Consider the following 18,021-nt stretch of genomic DNA (forward strand, 5'->3'; position numbering starts at 1 on the left):
CGCTAAGGCTTGGCAATCCACGAGTGAATCAACGCACCACCCTTGGCGTTCCAAATGCGAACTTCACCATCCATCGCCCCTGCAGCAACAACGTCCTTCGTGGCGTTGTAGCTTGCCGACTGTAACCAATCCTTGCACCCAGAAAATGTTACCGTTATTGTATTGGTTGCAGCGTCGATTTTACGCAAGTTAAAATCAGCACTTGGTACGAACATCCCACCTGGCATGGTCGTCAGTTTGAACAAATCGCCGGTCATTGCGATATCGCCGACCTTATTTCCATTTTCGACATCCCATCGATGTAACCGCTGGTCAGCCCCACACGAATACACCAATTTACCATCCTCCGAGAATGCGATACCACGCACAGCAGTATTATGACCAAGGTAGCTGACCAGCAACTGTCCTGTGGCAGCGTCAAAGACTTTCGACGACTTGTCGCGACTCGCTGAGCCTAATCGCGAACCATCTTGATTCCAAGCTACTGCGTTTACGGCGTCGGCGTGACTGGCAATTGTGCTGGTAGTGAGTTTCGTCTCCAAATCGATTATTCGAATCGAGCCGTCAGCGGCCGCTAATGCGATTTGCTTGCCGTCGGGATGCAGCGCTATGTCTAATACGACGTCGGATGACCTTCCCAACACAGTTTTCAATTCGCCCGTTTCAAAGTCAAACAACCTCAATTCTCCATTGACGCCGGGCTTACCACATGCAGCCAGGAGAGTCTTTCCATCATTCAAGAATTGAATCGCAAAGACACGTTCATCAAGATTGCCGATCCTCTTTTTTAGTTTCCCAGAGCGAGGATCCCAGACGTTTAGCTCGTGATACCCGCCTGTCAGCAAGGCTTCCCCATCGGGCGAAAATGCAAGGGCAAAGATTGGAACAGGTTGAGCATAAACTTCAGGTGGGGCTGGGAAAGTTTGCGGCGGTATTAGTAGATGGAGAGGAGTGTCTGGTTCTTCTCCATCATAGCGGGCTCCATTTGCCAACCATTGATGTATCGTTGCAATTTGTTGGTCTGTCAGAGGCTCATCCTCAGCAGGCATCCTCTCACTCGGATCGATACACTGCAGACGTCGCAGAAGTTCACCGCTTTCTTCCGAAGTTACCTCAACAATCGGCAAAGCCCCAGAATCGCCAGCTTTAAGTAACTCACCGAAAGTATCGACTCGATATCCTCCCTCCGCTTGCTTTGCTCCGTGGCAAGCAACGCACTTAAGTTCCAGAATGGGAGCAACGTCGCGTCGGAAGCTCACGACCTGCTCGTCGTCTGCGTTGACATCGGACGCTAAGTTCATCAATAGTGAAAACAAAGCGATCAAGTGAAAGCCGGCTATGCGTTTAGACATCGATTTTAATACTTAATGCTGAAATAGAAATTCATCGGTGTTAAACAGTGCCCAGCATATATCTTCAAAACCAGTTGCTCGGTCATTCGTAGAACGAACGTGCTTCAATGCCGTATCTAGTTCGAAGTCTGTGGGCAAGCGACTGAACGCTGCTAAGTAAAGTTCACACAATACTTCTTCGTCATTCATACCGTTGGCGAGGTCTTTCCGGAACCGATTGTTGTCATGTCGCAGCGCTGTGTGCATGTGTGGCCCATTGAACAATTCGATGGCCATACCGAGATTCGAGTCATCAGCCCGCTCACAGGCGCAAACTGTTGATCGCTCAGGCTGCCCAAATACTTTAAGAAAATCGACTTTCACTACGTCGGGTGCTGGAAGATGTGTAGCTCGTGTTCCGTGAGGTAAATTGCCAAAAGTTTGGGGAACTGCCACAACATCATTGATTGCATCGAGCAGTTGTTCTGCACTCAATATTCTTGGCACTTGATGTGAAAAATAGATCTGATCTTTTTCGTTGTGCTCGTTCGTCAACGCCTTTGTCTGGTAAGTTCTGCTGTTCAGAATTGTTCGCAAAATATGCTTTCGATCGTATCCCCTTGCGACAAAATCGCGAGCGAGCTCCTGCAGTAATGGCTCATTGGAAGGTGGATTTGAATCGCGAAAGTCATCGATCGGATCAACAATGCCTTTCGCAAACAGGTGGCTCCAAATTCGGTTTACTTCGATGGCCGCAAAGTAGGGATTGTCTGGAGTCGTGAGCCACTCGACAAATTTCGAACGTCGCTCGGCATCGCTCTCTATTTCAATACTTCCAATCTGCGGAAGCCAGGGCTTCATTACTTGCCCAGTTCTTGGTTGTGTTACTTCTCCCTCCAGTGCTTCCCAAATGTACATTTCCCCCGGCCGGTCAGTCGATTTGCGCTGCACTCGATTAAAGAATGCACCTAGGCCATAGTAGTTGTCCTGAGTCCAACGCTCGAACGGATGATTGTGGCACTTTGCACACTGCAAACGGGCACCGAGAAAGACTTGGGAGACCGTCTCGACACATTCATTCATGTCGGCCGCAGTCCGATAGAAATTGGCAGATGGATCCGCCAGAGTGCTGCCAGAACTTGTTAGCAATTCTCGTACGAACTGATCGTAAGGCACGTTCTCGCGAATAGATGATTCGACCCAGCGGTGATATTTCTGAATGCCCTCGCTACCCACCAACTTGTTCGTCATCTTGAGCAAATCGCCCCACTTTAGTGCCCAGAATTTCGCATATTCCTCTCGTTCAAGCACCGTATCAATTAGGACCTTCCTTTTCGCAGGATTATCGTCCTGCAAGAAAGCCCTCGTCTCATTCACAGTTGGCAGAATTCCTAACACATCTAGATACAACCGTCGAATAAATTCGTTATCGCTACAAGTTTCGGACGGCACGTATTGCAGCTGCTTTAGCTTCTCCGCCACAAGAGTGTCGATGTAGTTATTCTGTGGCGGCGATTTCCACTCAAGATTTGGATTGCTGTCAACAAACATTAGAGGCACGGACTCGATGTGTTCCAAGAAGCGGACGAGCACAACTGCTTCGCCTTTGCCTTTCGAGCTGACCAAGCCAGACGCATTTACGACTGCTACGTCTGTGTTTGAACACTCGTACGCGACCAAGTGTGTCACGTCGCGTTGGCTGCCGTCAGCAAAATGTGCTATAGCCGAGATTTGCTGTTGCCCGCCCTCAAGCTCTAATATTCGTTTTGTATTGGGAAAGACTTCCAGTTTGTTACAACGAGCCGTTGCATCCGAATTGACTTTGCTCCCCTCACTGATCCAGGATCGCAATATCTGATAAGCAGCGTCTTCTTTCCGAATTTGGCGACCGCCTCCGTGAGCGACTTTCATGAGCGGCTTTTGGAGCAACAGGCTTTCCTCCGCATCCAAACGGTTGATTCGACGACCGTAGTCTTCTCGCAAGATCGTCAACTCATCAAGCTTTGGATCAAAAGCACGCAACGATAAACGAAAATTGCCCTTTCCGCTGGGCGAGCCGTGACAGGCACCTGAGTTACAACCTTGCTTGGACAACGCAACCAATACTTCGGTTTCAAAAGCAATAGGTTGTGCCGTTTCAAAGTTCGATACAACGACAGGCACAACGGTCTCTTTTCCGCCCGCAGTTATCACGATACTTGCGGCCCCATCGCTTTGGGGAAAGGCAACACCATCCTGTACTGTAACAATTCTTTCATCCGTCGAGCGGTACGTTGCGCGTTGTGTCCAATCGCGTTGGTTTCCTTCATGATCAAACCCCGTCACGACCAGTTGACTCTGCGAGCGTGGTCCGACGAGCCGAACTTCGGCAGGCGCGACAGAGATCTGCTGAGGTTGCGGAATGACGTCTAATTGACCGAATACGTAGTTTCGAGAATAGGAAACTCCTGCTAACTCACTCGTCGCTACGACCTCGTACTCAGTGTTTCTGGTAGACGGAGCTTCGGCAGAGACGGAGAGAGTAACTTCAACCTCCGACTGCTCAGGTTCGACCGAAATGGACTTGCCGTCTAAAGTAACCCCCGTCGGCAATCGACGAAACTCAAGCGAAACCGGGGCTTTCTCGGGACCCATTCGGTCAACAAAAATCTTAGTCGATACCTGAGTCCCAGCAAACAGGAGTGGTATTTCTGGCTGCCGGATATGAAACGGTTCGTACCACTGAATCGGAAGGTCGAGTTGCTTCCATTGCACTCGGCCTTGATACTCCCCCAAGACAATCACTTGTAAGGCATCGGGCTTGTTGTCGGCATCTATAGTGTGATTAAAGGTACAAGTATAAGTATCCTGTTCCACGTCGACCGAAAGTTGCCATCCAGCTGGCAATGCACTACCGTCCAAACTCAAATTGCCTTTGAAGTCGTCTTTCAATCTCTTCAAGCTCAACACGGCAATATGCTGTCCCAGGGGACTTGCAAACCTAAGAGGCTCGGCAGGGGATAGTTCAAAGAAAGGTTCCTTCTCGCCGACGCCGGCAAGTGAGATCCGGCCGTTGCGCCAAGCAAGCGGTAGTAGCTGGTGCGGTCCTTTTAGTTTGTGTAGTTGGCTACTTGAAACTCGCGATAAATTCTTGTTGTTTCCAGGCTCTGTACCAACAATTTGTAAAACGGACTTAAAAGATGGCTTCCAATGTTCGTCGGCCAAGAGAACAGCGCGATGTTCAACGGCGCCACTAGGTATTTGAGGGTTGAGCAAACGTAGCCCTGGCGTCGGCGGATCGATCGCAAGCTCAATCTCTCGCTCGTACCCAAACCTTTGCACGCTTAGATCAATGACGCAGCCTCCCCGACCAGATTCGACCGAAAAAGCATCTGCGGTTGCTGCATCAGCCTTCAGAGCCAGGCTGAAAGATCCCGCAGCAGCGACTTTAATCCAGTACCCAAATCGCTTTCCACCGCGACGTGATAGGTCGGACACGATTAATTTGTAACGACGATCGTCCGGAAACGTGAAATCAAAACTCCATTCATCCGCAGTGCTTACGGTGGTTGCTGCTACTCGCGCATTATCAGAATTTCTTAATTCCATTTGCAAGACCGCTGATGACTCCACCGTGCGAGTGAGCGCGGAAAAGCGAAAGGTCTGCCCAGGGATTCCCTGAAGCTCGTAAGTGTCTTTTTCGTTACGTTCCGATAGTCTACCGCTTATTCCGAGAGGAGTCTTTGACAATTCAATCTCGGTGACACTAGCGCTCTGATCACTCGAACTCTCGAGTAAACTCTCAAAATCTTTAACAATCAATTGCCTCCAACTGGAGTTCTTCGAGCCAGAAATTCGCCCGGCAATTGTCAAACGGTCATCAGGAAATTTCTCAGGAACCTGGATGCTTACCAGCGCTATCTCTTGGCCGTCTGTTTCGAGGAGTTGAACTTCAACTTGTTCACCACGTTTTGCAGCCAGTGGATAGATCCCATCAATAATCGGGAAATCACCGATGCGAAGGTAATATGCGTCGCCGGCCAAGTTTCGACTGTCAGATACTTCGAGAATATACTGCCCGGCCCGTGAGAAAATGTGGGAGAAGCGTGGGTCTGGTCCAACCGCATCGTCATCTACGGTACGAATTAGCTCGTGGTTTGGTCCCCACAATCGTATCACAGCATCCATTTTCGAAAGGATTTGCTGCGTATGGATTTCGAACGCAACCCTTTGATGGTCGGCAACTTCAAACGCATAAAAATCGCTACTGGCACCATCACTCTTACCAGAGACTGCGCACGTGAAAGGTATCGCTTGGCAGTCGTCGAAGCTATGGTTCGATTCATTATCAAGCTGTTGAGGCAATTCATCTTTGAGCATTGCCAGTGTTTGGATCAAACCTTCAGGCGAGAAGGCCCATAAGCCAAACGGCCCTGGCTGGGCGTCTGGTGGCAGTGTAACGGCTAGGATGACACTGTCGGTTGTTGAAGACTCTTTTGCGATTTGGATATCATTCGAGTTTACAGCAAATGAAATCTCCGAAGACAAATTGGTGCCTCGTACCGCGATGTGAGTTGTTTCTCCGATTTTACAAGCGCGTGGTTGTATTGATGTAATCGTTGCTTGCGCATAACAAAACTGTACGCTGATCAAAAATGCAACTACACACCTAACAAACGCAACAGACATCAACTTGAATTTCAACAACGCGGCGTTTTTGGAATTGGGAAATCTCATCGAATTACGTCTCTCGCCCGGTATACAAGGATGACATGACGTTACCATTCATTAGAAAGTGAGGTCGCTGAATCGGGTCAATGATGGCGACATCTTCATCGACGCCCAAAGCGTTAAAAATTGTCGAACAAATATCTGCTGGCGACCACGAGCGAGTGATCGGATAAGCGGCTTGAGCGTCCGTCTTTCCCAACACTTGTCCGCCTTGAATTCCGGCACCGCCAAATAGTCCCGAATAAGCATGTGCCCAATGATCACGGCCAGGTATTTTTTCTCCCGGCAGTGTAGATATTTTTGGTGTACGACCAAACTCTCCCATGACGACAATCATGGTCTCTTCGATCTGTCCCGATCTGGTCAAATCATCTGTAAGGGCTGCAAGGCCTTTATCAAGCTGCGGCAAGAGAGTATTTTTCAGTCGTCCCCAGTTGTCGACATGAGTGTCCCAAGTCTGCACGATACCCATGGTCGCTTGAATAACAGGGACGCCTTCCTGAATCATTCGACGCGCGAGGAGCAACGATTGTCCAAATTTATTACGACCGTATCGCTCACGGACCGCCTCACTTTCGCGGCTAATATCAAATGCATCCACCATTTTTCCGGATGTCAATAAATTGAACGCGACCTGTTGTTGATCACGAAATGAACCAGCTTCATCGGTACTAAAAGACGAACCAGACTTATTAAATCTCTCTAGTAGCAATCGTCGTGACTCAAGTCGATCGGCCGTCATACCTTCGCGTAGGCTTAATGCTTCAATTCGAAAGTTCGCCTCGTTAGGGTCACCTTGAATTTGCCACGGGTCATGTTTGGCGCCGAGAAAACCTGCGTGCTGGCCGGGCCAAGTGAGCGGTCCCTCGATCAAGTAGTTTGGCAGAGAAACGCCGTTTGGCACGCCATCATTCCGTGGTCGTATATAGTTGAGAGCCGAAGCGAAATTAGGAAAGTCGCTGCGAGATTCGACTCGATCGAGATCAGTTCCACCACGTGGTAAGGGGGTTGGCCTCCCGGTTAAGGCGACGTGTGTCGCCAATAGGTGGTTGTGTTCTTGATGTGCCAGCGTTCTTACCAAAGCCCAGCGATCCATTTGCTGAGCCAGGATCGGTAAATGCTCACACAACTGGACTCCCGGAATCGATGTCGAAATAGGAGAAAATTCGCCACGCACTTCTGCTGGAGCATCAGGCTTGGGATCCCACATATCCAACTGGCTTGGGCCACCACTCAATAGGACTATCAGAACCGATTTCGCTTTTCCCTTGCCGGGGGAATCGTTGGTCTCGCCTGCCTGCGCAGCATGAATGCCTGGTAAAGTAGTGCCGACGACGCCTGCCGCGCCAACCCTCAGGAATCCACGTCGATCGATCTTGTAATGTGGTTCAAACATTTGCCAGAACTTCCTTCCTCTTGTCCACATGCTTGAAAGAGCTTAACCAAACAGTGATTCAATAACCTTACCTGCGGTTACACGATGTGGCCTGCCTTCGCGATCCTCAACGGTCGCGTCGACAGGAATCCCCAACGCGTGCACAATGGTAGTGCCAAAATCCAAAGGACTAACAGGATTCGAACGCGGATATTCAGCCCGAGCATCGCTTTCGCCATAAACAGCACCACCGCGAATTCCGCCGCCTGCGAGTAGGCCGCTGTAGCAGAATGGCCAATGCTCACGGCCCGCGTTGGCTGGCGTAATTTGTGGTTTCCGACCGAACTCTCCGACCCACACGACCAGCGTTTCATCGAGCATGCCCCGCTGTTCCAAATCTTCTAGTAAAGCGGAGAGAGCTTGATCGGCTGGTGGAATCAAATCGTTCTTAAGGCGATTAAAATTGTCGCCGTGCGTATCCCAGAAGTTCAGCCCGTCGTTATGCCAGTTCACAGTCACCAACGGAACACCGTGCTCAACTAGACGGCGTGCCATCAGTACCGACTGCCCGTGAATGTTTCTTCCATATCGTTCACGCACAGACTCTTTTTCTCCTGCGAGGTTAAAGGCATCGCGCACACGAGCGGAAAGAAGTAAATCATGTGCACGGCTCTGATGTTCTCCCAGCGTGGCTTCACCGCCCCTGACTGCATGCTCGCTTCGTTGTGATTCGAGGATTCTTAGCAACTCAAATCGCGATTCAAGACGATCAAGGCTCAGATCATTTGGCAACGTTAGTGCAGCAGGCTTCCAATCCTGAGCATTGGGATCGCCCGTGAGCAACAACCCATCATGTTTTGCGCCAAGCCAACCACCGTGCTGGCCAGGCGCTTCACCTCCAGGCGCAGCCGGATGTAAAGCTTTCCATGGAAGTGTTACAAACGAAGGCAATCCATTTTGGCTACCACGAAAATGGGACAGCAATGAACCAATATGAGGAGAGTCTTTGTCGCTTGGTGGCGTAGCATCGCTTTTTAAGACCGGCGCAGGTTGGCCCGTAACCGTAGCATGTCCGCTTGAGAGATGCGCTGGATCATCGTGTGTCAGCGAACGAATAAGTGCGATCTTGTCCGTATGATCGGCTAACTTCTGGAAGTGTTCACATATCTGCAACCCAGGAACGCGGGTTGAGATCGGTTTAAAGGGACCGCGTATTTCGTCGGGCGCATTTGGCTTTAAATCGAACGTGTCAAGTTGACTCGGTCCGCCCCACATAAACAAGAAGATGCAAGACTTGGCCGTTTTGCCTGATGTCAGTTGCGAAGCGGCCTGCGCGAGTCCAGGTATGTTAGCTTCAGTCAGGGCGAGGCCAAGGCAACTTAGCGCTCCAGCTTGAAGCAGATGCCTTCGACTAATGTGCTGCCGTTGAAAATCATTGCAGCCATGAAGCGCAGAACGGTTGCGTGAGCGTTGACGCGGCAACATAAATTGTCACCTCAAGTAACAGGCGGGAAGCTATCGACTTGGAATATCGAAGCTGGTTTGGTGGGGCGGGGAGGGCAGTGCTGTTGAAAAACTACAGTACGACCTTCTCAACAAGTATAGACAGAAACTCGCGGAATGTCAGCCAGGGTCGTCAATACCCGACTTTCTTGCTTTGCCGTCCTCGAATCAAGCGGCCGAATGCGCAGTATACAGATCCGCTCCTACTGATAAAGAAACGCGCCTCGGAAAGAAATCTTCGCACTTATTCTTCCGCCTTCTCGTCTGGAGCGGCTAAGTCAGCTTCCGGCGGGCCATAGATTCGCCTTCCGCAACCTGTATATCGCCCTCCGTGAACAGGGCAGTCCCAGGTCTGCTCGGCTGCATTCCAATGAACGACGCCGCCCATGTGGACGCAACGCGGATTATGAAGATGAATCTTACCGCCGCGATCTCGACAAGCGGCAGTGAAGTGGCCATCAACTACGCCAACCTTACCTTCGCCAGGTTTTAGCGATTGCTCGTCGATACGTTCTGATGGAAGCACGCGTTCGGCAAAATTTCCTGCAGATACAAGTTGCTCCTTAGCCATGCTGACCATTCCACCAGTACCAAACCGGGAAGGCGACAACTCGTCTTCTAACAGCACGGACTTACCAACGATCTGATCGGCGATTATTCGTCCCGCCGCAGTCCCCCAAGTTAATCCAACGCCGCTCAAACCAGTCGCGATCCAGACATTCTCTTTGCCGGGTACCTTTCCGATAATTGGAAGGCCATCTGCTGGTTCGAATAGTTCGGCGCTCCAGGTTGCCACGATTTCTTTAACTGCGAACCTCAGCTGGAGATATTTGGTAAGCTCCTCTTGAGCCTTCACTGGATCATCCGTGCCAGTACGATGGTCACAACCACCCACGATAATAAGGTCGCTGTCTTTCGAATTGGCACGACGAATATAGTAGTATGGATCGCTACTATCCCAGTACAACGCGTCTGCGCAGGGATTCTCGACTCGCGCAGCAAGCACATAAGACTGATAGGCCGGTGTTTGCAAATAGATGCGCATTGCATCTGTGTAGTTACAGTGCACTGCGCATGCGACGTGATCAAACTCGATCGTTCCTTGACCAACTTGAAGGCTTGTTGGGTGCGATTCTACAGGACCACTGACTAGCGATTCTTCGAAAATGGTTCCACCCGCCGCAACAAACTGTTCGGCCAGTGTCTGCAGGTACGCCATGCAGTCAATTCTTGCCATTTGCGGAATCTCGTAACCAAACTTCGCAAACAGCAACCCAAGCGTGTCAGTCCACCTCGCGTTTAAGCCAATTGTCTTGGCGGCCTCGCAGTCCTCTTGCAAAGCATTCTCATCCGCTTCGTTCTCGCTGAAATGGTAAGCCGAAATTCGCTGAAAGTCACAGGTACCAGTAGATCTGCTTGCGATTTTGTTGATAGCGTCTAACCTGTGCTGGACGTAAGCTCGTGCCTTCTCGTCGCCTAACATCTTCAAGAGTGCGGCAGGTCCCATTTCTGGATGTGCATCCAAGTGTCCAGTCGATCCAGATGTCGTGCCACTACCGATGACTAGCGCTTCGAGCACCGTTACTTGATAACCGCGTTCAAGCAGTTCCAACCCGGTTGAGAGTCCTGTGATGCCGCCGCCGATCACAGCAATTTGAGTCTTATGATTTGTGGTAAGTTGCGGATAACGCTGTTGCACTGCGTTATTCCGCAACCAATAAGAGTGGTGTGTTGTCAAAGGCTTAGCGTCGGAGTTCATAAGTTCGGTCCTTTGAGAAATGAAGCCGTGGGACCGGACGACCTTGCAGATTACATGCCGACTTAAATGGAACTCGACCGAGTCCACGCTTGCGCAAGTTATACACTGCTAATAGAAATTTCGAGCTCAAAGATCGTCCATTCGCGTGGACGGAATACGCTCACGCTCAAGCCAAAGGCAACGGATAACGAACTTTGGATTGTGGAAATTTGCTCAACTGTCGAACGACAAGACACCGTTCATTTCTATGTGATGTCGATTCTATGTGATGTCGACGACATTCGTATTCGCGAGGAGATCGTGGACACAACGTCGGTCGTCGCGGAAAATGAAAAGAATGTCAACGAGAGCATAGACGGCCCCGATGCAGGGTATGCCCGCAATAAGTCCGTTTACCAATCCTCTTACGAGAAAACAGCTAACAAAAGTCGCTGGGCGACCGGTCGAAAATTCTACGATCTGCGTTTTGGCGACATACTTGCCGATCGATTGCGATCGTGTTGCAAGCAGGTAAATCTGAAATGCAGCACAGGCAAGCATACCTAAGAACATCAAAATCATTCCGACGATCTCGAGCGCCGAAAACTCGGGTTCAGCATTCTGTACTATTGGTCCTTCCATCGCTGTGGCAATCATGACTAGAAAGAAGCCCGGAAGCATGAACGGAAGTGCCACGACAGAATCAACCAGAGCCCCCGCGAACCGCTGCCCATAGCTCGCCATTCTTAGGCGTGGCCCGCCCCCAACTGCTCCGTAGCTAAGGACGCTGCCTTGCCCTGACATGTTTGGATTATGAGCGTAAGGATTCGAATGAATAGGTGGCAGGCCGGCTGACATTTGTGCTCGTTCTTTCTTTGAAAATGACGCAGTAACTCTAAGCGAACCCCGATCAACTTCCCGATTGGATGGCAGCACAGTAGAGCAACCTGTTCGCATTCCGCAAACCCAGCTGCTCCGCGCAGAACTCCCCATTCGAACCGACTCGTGCGACTGAGCGAGCGTGTCCCAATCCAACTAAGATTTTCCTCGGAAGGGCTCCGAAGAGCAGGGCGATTCTATCGAATGCGAAATGCGTCCACAACTGTTTCATTTTTAAGTCAAAGACTTTGGTATACTCTTGAATCGCCTAAACGCCTTTACAACTGCGACAAAGCATGGACCGTCGCAGGCCTTCGAGCTTCCCCCTTCCAAGTAAAATCACACCCAACTTATGCCTTCTCAAAAGTCACTTAGACCACTATTCGATATCTGCCTTATTTTGTGCATCACCTTGAGTTCATCAAGTTTTGGCCGTGCGCAACTGATTAAGGAAGGTTCCGCCGATGCCACTTTCACGAATCCTATTGGCAAAGGTGCCGACCCGTGGGTTGTCGTAGATCCGAATGCAAATCGACTACTTTGGTGCCGTTCAAACAATGATCTGGGCATAATCATCAGCACCAGCGAGACGCTCAACTCATTCGGCGATCCCCACGTAATCTGGAGTGCACCGGAGAGCGGTCCATATTCGAAAGAGGTGTGGGCGCCAGAGCTTCATCACCTGGACGGTCACTGGTTTGTTTATTTTGCTGCGTCCGACGGTAACAACGCGAATCATCTAGCATACGTACTGAAAAGCAAGACCGACGACCCGCTGGGCGAATATGAATTGCATGGTCCATTGGCGACCGGCGACGGGCCAGATGGACTTTCGCCGAATGTTTGGGCGATCGACATGACCGTCCTAGAACACACAAGTGGTCGTTATGCAATTTGGTCTGGTTGGGATGCTCCCGGCACAGACCAGCAGTTCCTTTATATTGCGCTGATGAAATCCCCTACTGAGCTGAGTGGACCTCGGGTGTTAATCTGTGATAATGACGATCATCTATGGGAACGAACAGAGGAACGGCTGGACTCACGGGGACTGCATGAAGCCCCCGAAGTGCTTCAGCATAGCGGCCGCACTTTTGTAACATATTCGACTGCGGCGTCCTGGCTTCCCACTTACAAAATTGGAATGCTAGAACTTGTTGGCGACAACCCTCTTGCCCCCGAGAGCTGGCGCAAGTTCTCGGAGCCTGCATTTCAGGCAACCGAAAATGTCTACGGAGTTGGCCATGCATGTTTCGTAAATCTCGGCGATCAATGGTGGCACGTTTACCATGCAAAGAACGACCGGAAGCCTGGATGGAATCGAAGCGTTCACGTGCAGCCGTTTTCCTTCGACGAGACTGGCAAGCCGAACTTCGGAGCGCCAACTGAAAGAGCAACTGCGTTTCCGATTCCTTCGATCAAAAAACACGAGCCAAAGTAGCAAAAAAGCGAGCTAAGGTAGAAAAAATCGTTTGTTTGCTACAATTTCGGCGGTGCAGTTCAGCCGAGAGGCAACTTGAATATGCCCCTAAAATAATCGTGTACAATCGGAGGACTACAAATTTCCGCATGGGAGGAACTACAGTGAGCTTTGATCGTTTCTATAAACTGCTATTTCGCTCGTGTGCAAGCTCGTGCACCAAGATGCTTAAGGGTGCAACTTTGCTATCGGCATCAATATGCTTCGGTCCGGTCGCGACTGGTAAAGATTTCCTCATCACGATTGGAGGGGGCTACGAACCATCTGGCAACCAAGCGTCTCTCGAAGCGAACGTACTTTTCTTTCAACAAGTGCTAAATGAAAAAGGGCGCACTGACAGAAATCACAGAATCCACTTTGCAGATGGATTTGATACGGACGAAGATCTTCAAGTTCTAATGACGTCTGAACGTAATGATTCGCCTCTGTACCAGTTTCTGGCTGGGCTTCATCGACGCAACAATGAACGCGTTTACTATCGCAATCATCGTGTACCAAATATCTTAGGCGCTAATTCGCCTGACTTGGTACAGCAGAGCATTCATACTCTCGCCAAGGAAATCAAAACGGGCGATCGCTTGATTATGTACGTGACCGCTCATGGAAGCCGAGCGCGCGGTCGAGATCCTTTCAATACCACCATTGATTGCTGGAATCGTGAGTCGATAAAGGTTCGCGACTTGTCCAAATGGCTTGACGAGCTTCCGGAAGATGTTCCCGTGATATCCGTTATGGCCCAATGCTACTGCGGTGGTTTTAGCCACTTAATTTTTGAAGACGCCGACGACGATGCCCCGCTTCACAAACAGCTACGCATAGGTTTTTTTGCTCAGCAACATGATCTGGCTGCTGCAGGTTGTCGGCCAGACATTAAAAATGACGAAGAGTTTAGTAGTTATTTCTGGGGCGCATTTGTAGGTCGGACTAGAACCGGCGAACCAATGACTGGCTGCGATGCAAACGGTGATGGGAAAATTTCGTTTGCAGAAGCTTATGCGCATACTGTCATCGAGAGTAACACCATCGACATACCGCTCACGTCATCCGACATTTTGCTCCGAACGTACAGCAAAATTCGCGACTATGAACTTCGGAACTTTCGTGACCAGCCTAATACGGACGACGACAACAATTCGACTTCGGCTGAAGAAGATTTACAGCAGGACGAAACGGAGTCGGGCGATTCGCTAGCTGACTTCGATGAAGAAGACCTCATGTCTCTTGACAAAACGCTCGAGGATTTAGCATCGCTCGCAGCGTCTCACCATAAACGGATCATCCTCGAACTCGGTGCAGAGCTTGGATTTGAAACTTCCGATACTGGGTTGAACGTCGTCGAGAAACATCGAACTCACATCGTTGAAGAACGTCCTTTTGGTCGCCGTGGATTTCGCGGGCGCGGACGTAGCGGCCGACGAGAATTGCTTACCGAACTGGAAAAAAATTGGCCTGAGATAGCGGATACGAATACATGGGAAGATTCCGCAATTCTGAAATCATCCGATCACGAAAGCTTGTTGGCAGAAATCCGCCAGCTCCCCGGTTACGACATTTATTCAGAAAGGCTTGAGGAGCGAGAGAAATCCACCGAACAAAGAACTGAACACGAGCTCCGAGGCGTCAAGCTGCGTCGCTTGATTGACACGCTAGAAGTTGTCATATTAGCGCAGAATTTGAAACAACTTGCGCCGCCAGAAATCCTACAACAATACGAGCGCATGCTTGAAGTCGAAACGCAGTCGCTCTAGTGCTTCATATGCAAAAAATTCGTTCTGGGACTTGGTACGTTTCTGAACCGCCGGCTTCGGATCGCCGACATCCTCAGAAACAAATTTCGCACACCCAAGTGCGATTTAGTCACGCGTGCATCTCGCAACGGTCGAGCACGCCTTCTTCAAAAATTGAGGCCCAGATTCTGAATCTATCTGTGAACGCGTGCTATTATTTGGCGATAAAGAATATGTCTGAATAAGACGTCTCAATGTTCATTGCAATTTTTTCGCTATTAGTTGGAGCGTAGCTTGGTACTTCAACATCGAAAGCCGATCCTGGATGAGGAGAGAGCGTTTCACCTCGAAGAGTTATTCTTTTCGACAACTGATTTGCGAGGAGTTATCAAACACGGGAATGAAGTTTTCGAACGGGTGTCTGGTTTTGACCGAACCGAGCTGTACGGATCTCCTCACAGCGTCGTACGCCATCCCGACATGCCGCGCGTAGTTTTTAAGCTGCTTTGGGATACGATTCAGCGTAACGAAACAATTGCGGCGTATGTGAAGAACCTCGCCAAAGATGGACGTTACTACTGGGTTCTTGCAGTCGTGATGCCATGTGAAAACGGCTATCTTTCCATTCGACTTAAACCAAGTAGTCAGTTGTTTCCGGTCGTTCAAGAACTCTATAAAGATCTATTGCGAATCGAAAAGAGCAAGGAAACCGAACCTAAGCAGCGTGCTGCTGCAATGGCTGCATCATCTGAAGAACTCAATCGGCAGCTGATAGCTTTGGGATTTTCAAATTACACTGAGTTTATGCAGCAAGCTCTATCGGTAGAACTTTCCGCCAGGCAGAGCAAACTGTTGAACAAGCACGTTTCAACGCCGGACTTCAACCATTTCCAAACGGATGACATTCGACTTAAGGAACTCTGGCGCGAGTGCGGTCTGATTGATGCTCAATTACAAATCATTTTCGATCAACTGGACGCATTCAAAGCTTTAAACGTGCAGCTGGCGAAAAATTCAAGTTCGGTGCTTAAGTCTGCCGAATCGCTACGAACGCTTTCACTCAATGCAACCATCGAAGCAAATAAGCTTGGTAACCGCGCGGCCACACTACGGGTTGTAGCGGAGTCTTTAGGCGACGTATCTAATGACTCGCAACTGGTAATTGCCGAGCTTACTGCAAGGATGGGAAATCTGACAGAGGTGCTGAACCAGTTGATTTTTGATGTTGGTGCCACCAAACTTCAAAGCGAAGTCTGCCTCCATTTCTGTGAAGAGATTCTGTCGAAAAAAATATCAGGCAGTGACCTGTTACTAGATGAGACGATGCGCACGCTTTTTACGCAAGTTACTACCCGGACTCAAAAAGTTTTCGACCACCTGTGTGGGACGGAACGCGGGATGATTTCGCTTCAAAAGCAACTTGATAAACTGAATCGGAATACGCGTACACTGCGGTTCGTCCAGTTTGCTGGCGAGAAAGAGTCGGTAAGTTCTACCAATGCTGGCAGTTTCTCAGTCGTCTTTCGTGAAGTACGATCGCAAGTCGACTCAGCCCAACTCCAGTGTGAAAATCTACATAACACCGTGTTGGATGCACTAAATCACGTGCGTAAGATAGCCGCCATGCGCAGTGCGCTCGATGCCAGTATCGAGCTAATGACTGCTCATAGCCAGTTCGTCTCGATCTAACAAAATCTTTCTCACAGGCCCGCAAACTCCCGACAGCGAAGCTATTAAGCTTAGCCGAAGTCGAGCAGCAAAGAATAGAGCTGCGAAATGAAAGATACCGTTAGGTAGATTCAGTGCATTCATCAGGCAAGAATCTGCTCGACGACTTTGCCATGCACATCGGTCAACCGAAAATGCCGACCCTGATATTTATACGTTAGTCGTTCATGATCGATGCCCAGCAAATGAAGTATCGTCGCGTTAAAATCGTGCACATGCACAGGGTTCTCAACAACGTTGTAGCTGAAATCGTCCGTCGAACCGTAGGTGATGCCTGGCTTGATGCCTCCACCTGCCATCCACGTTGTAAAACATCTTGGATGGTGATCGCGACCATAGTTGTCGTCTGTCAGTACACCTTGCGAGTAAGATGTTCGACCGAACTCGCCGCCCCAGATCACCAGAGTATCGTCTAAGAGCCCGCGCTGCTTTAAATCTTTTATTAGCGCTGCGGAAGCTCGATCCGTTTCGGACGCTTGATTTTTTAGGCCGCTTGGAAGGCTCCCATGGTGGTCCCAACCCTGATGGTACAACTGAATGAATCGAACACCTTTTTCTGCCAAACGCCTCGCGAGCAAACAGTTTGCTGCAAACGTACCTGGGGTCTTAGCATCCTGGCCGTATAACTCAAAAGTTGCCTCAGTCTCGTCGGTCATGTCCGTAATCTCAGGCACACTCGTTTGCATACGAAAAGCCATCTCGTATTGAGCGATTCGCGATTCGATCTCGGGATCAAGCTCGACAGCGTGTTGATGTTCGTTGAGGCTGTTGATTACATCGAGTTGAGCGCGTCTTCTGTGACTTGATACGCCGGGAGGGTTCGATAGATAGAGCACTGGTTCGTTGCCGGCACGGAACCGAACACCTTGATGTTTTGAATCTAAGAATCCCGACCCCCACAGTCGCGCATATAATGGCTGGCCGCCTTGGTTTGCCGACGCTAAGACAATGAACGCAGGCAACTCCTGGTTCTCCGATCCAAGCCCATACGAGAGCCATGCTCCAAGCGACGGGCGTCCTGCAATTTGACTGCCGGTTTGAAACATCGTAATAGCCGGATCATGATTGATTGCCTCCGTATACATCGATCGGACAAAGCATACATCGTCCACGATATCGCGATGAAACGGCAACACTTCACTCAGCCAAGCCCCTGAGTTGCCGTACTGCGCGAACTTGAAATGAGAACCAGCCAATGGTAGGGAGGTTTGATTGACCGACATACCCGTCAGCCGCTGCCCACCGCGCACTTCAGGTGGCAGTTCTTGCCCGTTAAGTTCGTTCAAGAGAGGCTTGTAATCGAAGAGATCTTGTTGAGCGGGCCCGCCTGATTGAAACAAGTAGATCACACGCTCTGCGCGTGCAGCATGATGCGTTCGCCTCAGCAATGATCCGGCGGAAGTTTCCTCGGGCAAGGACGGTACCGGCTCAGTCGCACCGCAAACTCCAGTTTGCAATAACTGCGAGCACGCAATTGCGCCAATACCGTAAGCTGATTTTCCAAAGAATACGCGACGGTTAATCTCAAAAACGTTTCGATTTGTTTCGAACAT

The 18,021-nt window shown here is 50.0% G+C and carries 10 protein-coding genes; 3 read left to right on the forward strand and 7 right to left on the reverse strand.

All coding sequences use genetic code 11. The annotated features are described in order from the left end of the window. Window positions 1-2: 2 nt before the first annotated feature. From SH451x_RS18550 to SH451x_RS18575, 6 genes are all read right to left on the reverse strand, one after another. Window positions 3-1,352 (reverse strand): WD40 domain-containing protein, encoded by a 1,350-nt coding sequence (locus tag SH451x_RS18550; RefSeq protein ID WP_479358517.1) that lies wholly within the window; start codon window positions 1,350-1,352, stop codon window positions 3-5. A 12-nt stretch (window positions 1,353-1,364) separates the two neighbouring features. Continuing rightward, window positions 1,365-6,047 carry a DUF1549 domain-containing protein gene (locus tag SH451x_RS18555; protein ID WP_479358518.1) on the reverse strand — a complete coding sequence of 1,561 codons (4,683 nt, stop codon included), beginning with the start codon at window positions 6,045-6,047 and terminating at the stop codon, window positions 1,365-1,367. A gap of 4 nt (window positions 6,048-6,051) precedes the next feature. Beyond that, complete coding sequence (locus SH451x_RS18560; RefSeq protein WP_479358519.1) at window positions 6,052-7,437, reverse strand: DUF1501 domain-containing protein; 1,386 nt, start codon at window positions 7,435-7,437, stop codon at window positions 6,052-6,054. Window positions 7,438-7,479: 42 nt separating this feature from the next. After that, window positions 7,480-8,901 (reverse strand): DUF1501 domain-containing protein, encoded by a 1,422-nt coding sequence (locus SH451x_RS18565; protein WP_479358520.1) that lies wholly within the window; start codon window positions 8,899-8,901, stop codon window positions 7,480-7,482. 262 nt (window positions 8,902-9,163) lie between these two features. Continuing rightward, the gene (locus tag SH451x_RS18570) at window positions 9,164-10,678 is read right to left on the reverse strand and encodes an FAD-dependent oxidoreductase (RefSeq protein WP_479358521.1); all 1,515 of its coding nucleotides are present in this window, start codon (window positions 10,676-10,678) and stop codon (window positions 9,164-9,166) included. Between the two features lie 261 nt (window positions 10,679-10,939). Then, complete coding sequence (locus tag SH451x_RS18575) at window positions 10,940-11,515, reverse strand: RDD family protein (RefSeq protein WP_479358522.1); 576 nt, start codon at window positions 11,513-11,515, stop codon at window positions 10,940-10,942. 373 nt (window positions 11,516-11,888) lie between these two features. Here SH451x_RS18575 and SH451x_RS18580 point away from each other — a divergent pair, with 373 nt between their 5' ends. The 3 genes from SH451x_RS18580 (at window position 11,889) to SH451x_RS18590 (ending at window position 16,429) form a co-directional block, all read left to right on the forward strand. After that, on the forward strand, window positions 11,889-12,974 hold the full coding sequence (locus SH451x_RS18580) for a glycoside hydrolase family 43 protein (protein ID WP_479358523.1): 1,086 nt from the start codon (window positions 11,889-11,891) through the stop codon (window positions 12,972-12,974). 143 nt (window positions 12,975-13,117) lie between these two features. Beyond that, on the forward strand, window positions 13,118-14,761 hold the full coding sequence (locus SH451x_RS18585) for a hypothetical protein (RefSeq protein ID WP_479358524.1): 1,644 nt from the start codon (window positions 13,118-13,120) through the stop codon (window positions 14,759-14,761). 273 nt (window positions 14,762-15,034) lie between these two features. Continuing rightward, entirely contained in the window at window positions 15,035-16,429 is a 1,395-nt protein-coding gene (locus SH451x_RS18590; protein ID WP_479358525.1) for a PAS domain-containing protein, read from the forward strand. A 122-nt stretch (window positions 16,430-16,551) separates the two neighbouring features. Here the strand turns inward: SH451x_RS18590 and SH451x_RS18595 are convergent, their stop codons facing one another. Beyond that, on the reverse strand, window positions 16,552-18,021 hold the full coding sequence (locus SH451x_RS18595) for a DUF1501 domain-containing protein (RefSeq protein ID WP_479358526.1): 1,470 nt from the start codon (window positions 18,019-18,021) through the stop codon (window positions 16,552-16,554).

Source organism: Njordella aestuarii, from assembly GCF_056494165.1.

Coding starts and splice junctions, on each gene's coding strand:
- SH451x_RS18550 (WP_479358517.1), bottom strand. CDS start 1,352: ATGTCTAAACGCATAGCCGGCTTTCACTTGATCGCTTTGTTTTCACTA.
- SH451x_RS18555 (WP_479358518.1), bottom strand. CDS start 6,047: ATGAGATTTCCCAATTCCAAAAACGCCGCGTTGTTGAAATTCAAGTTG.
- SH451x_RS18570 (WP_479358521.1), bottom strand. CDS start 10,678: ATGAACTCCGACGCTAAGCCTTTGACAACACACCACTCTTATTGGTTG.
- SH451x_RS18560 (WP_479358519.1), bottom strand. CDS start 7,437: ATGTTTGAACCACATTACAAGATCGATCGACGTGGATTCCTGAGGGTT.
- SH451x_RS18565 (WP_479358520.1), bottom strand. CDS start 8,901: ATGTTGCCGCGTCAACGCTCACGCAACCGTTCTGCGCTTCATGGCTGC.
- SH451x_RS18595 (WP_479358526.1), bottom strand. CDS start 18,021: ATGTTCGAAACAAATCGAAACGTTTTTGAGATTAACCGTCGCGTATTC.
- SH451x_RS18575 (WP_479358522.1), bottom strand. CDS start 11,515: ATGTCAGCCGGCCTGCCACCTATTCATTCGAATCCTTACGCTCATAAT.
- SH451x_RS18580 (WP_479358523.1), top strand. CDS start 11,889: ATGCCTTCTCAAAAGTCACTTAGACCACTATTCGATATCTGCCTTATT.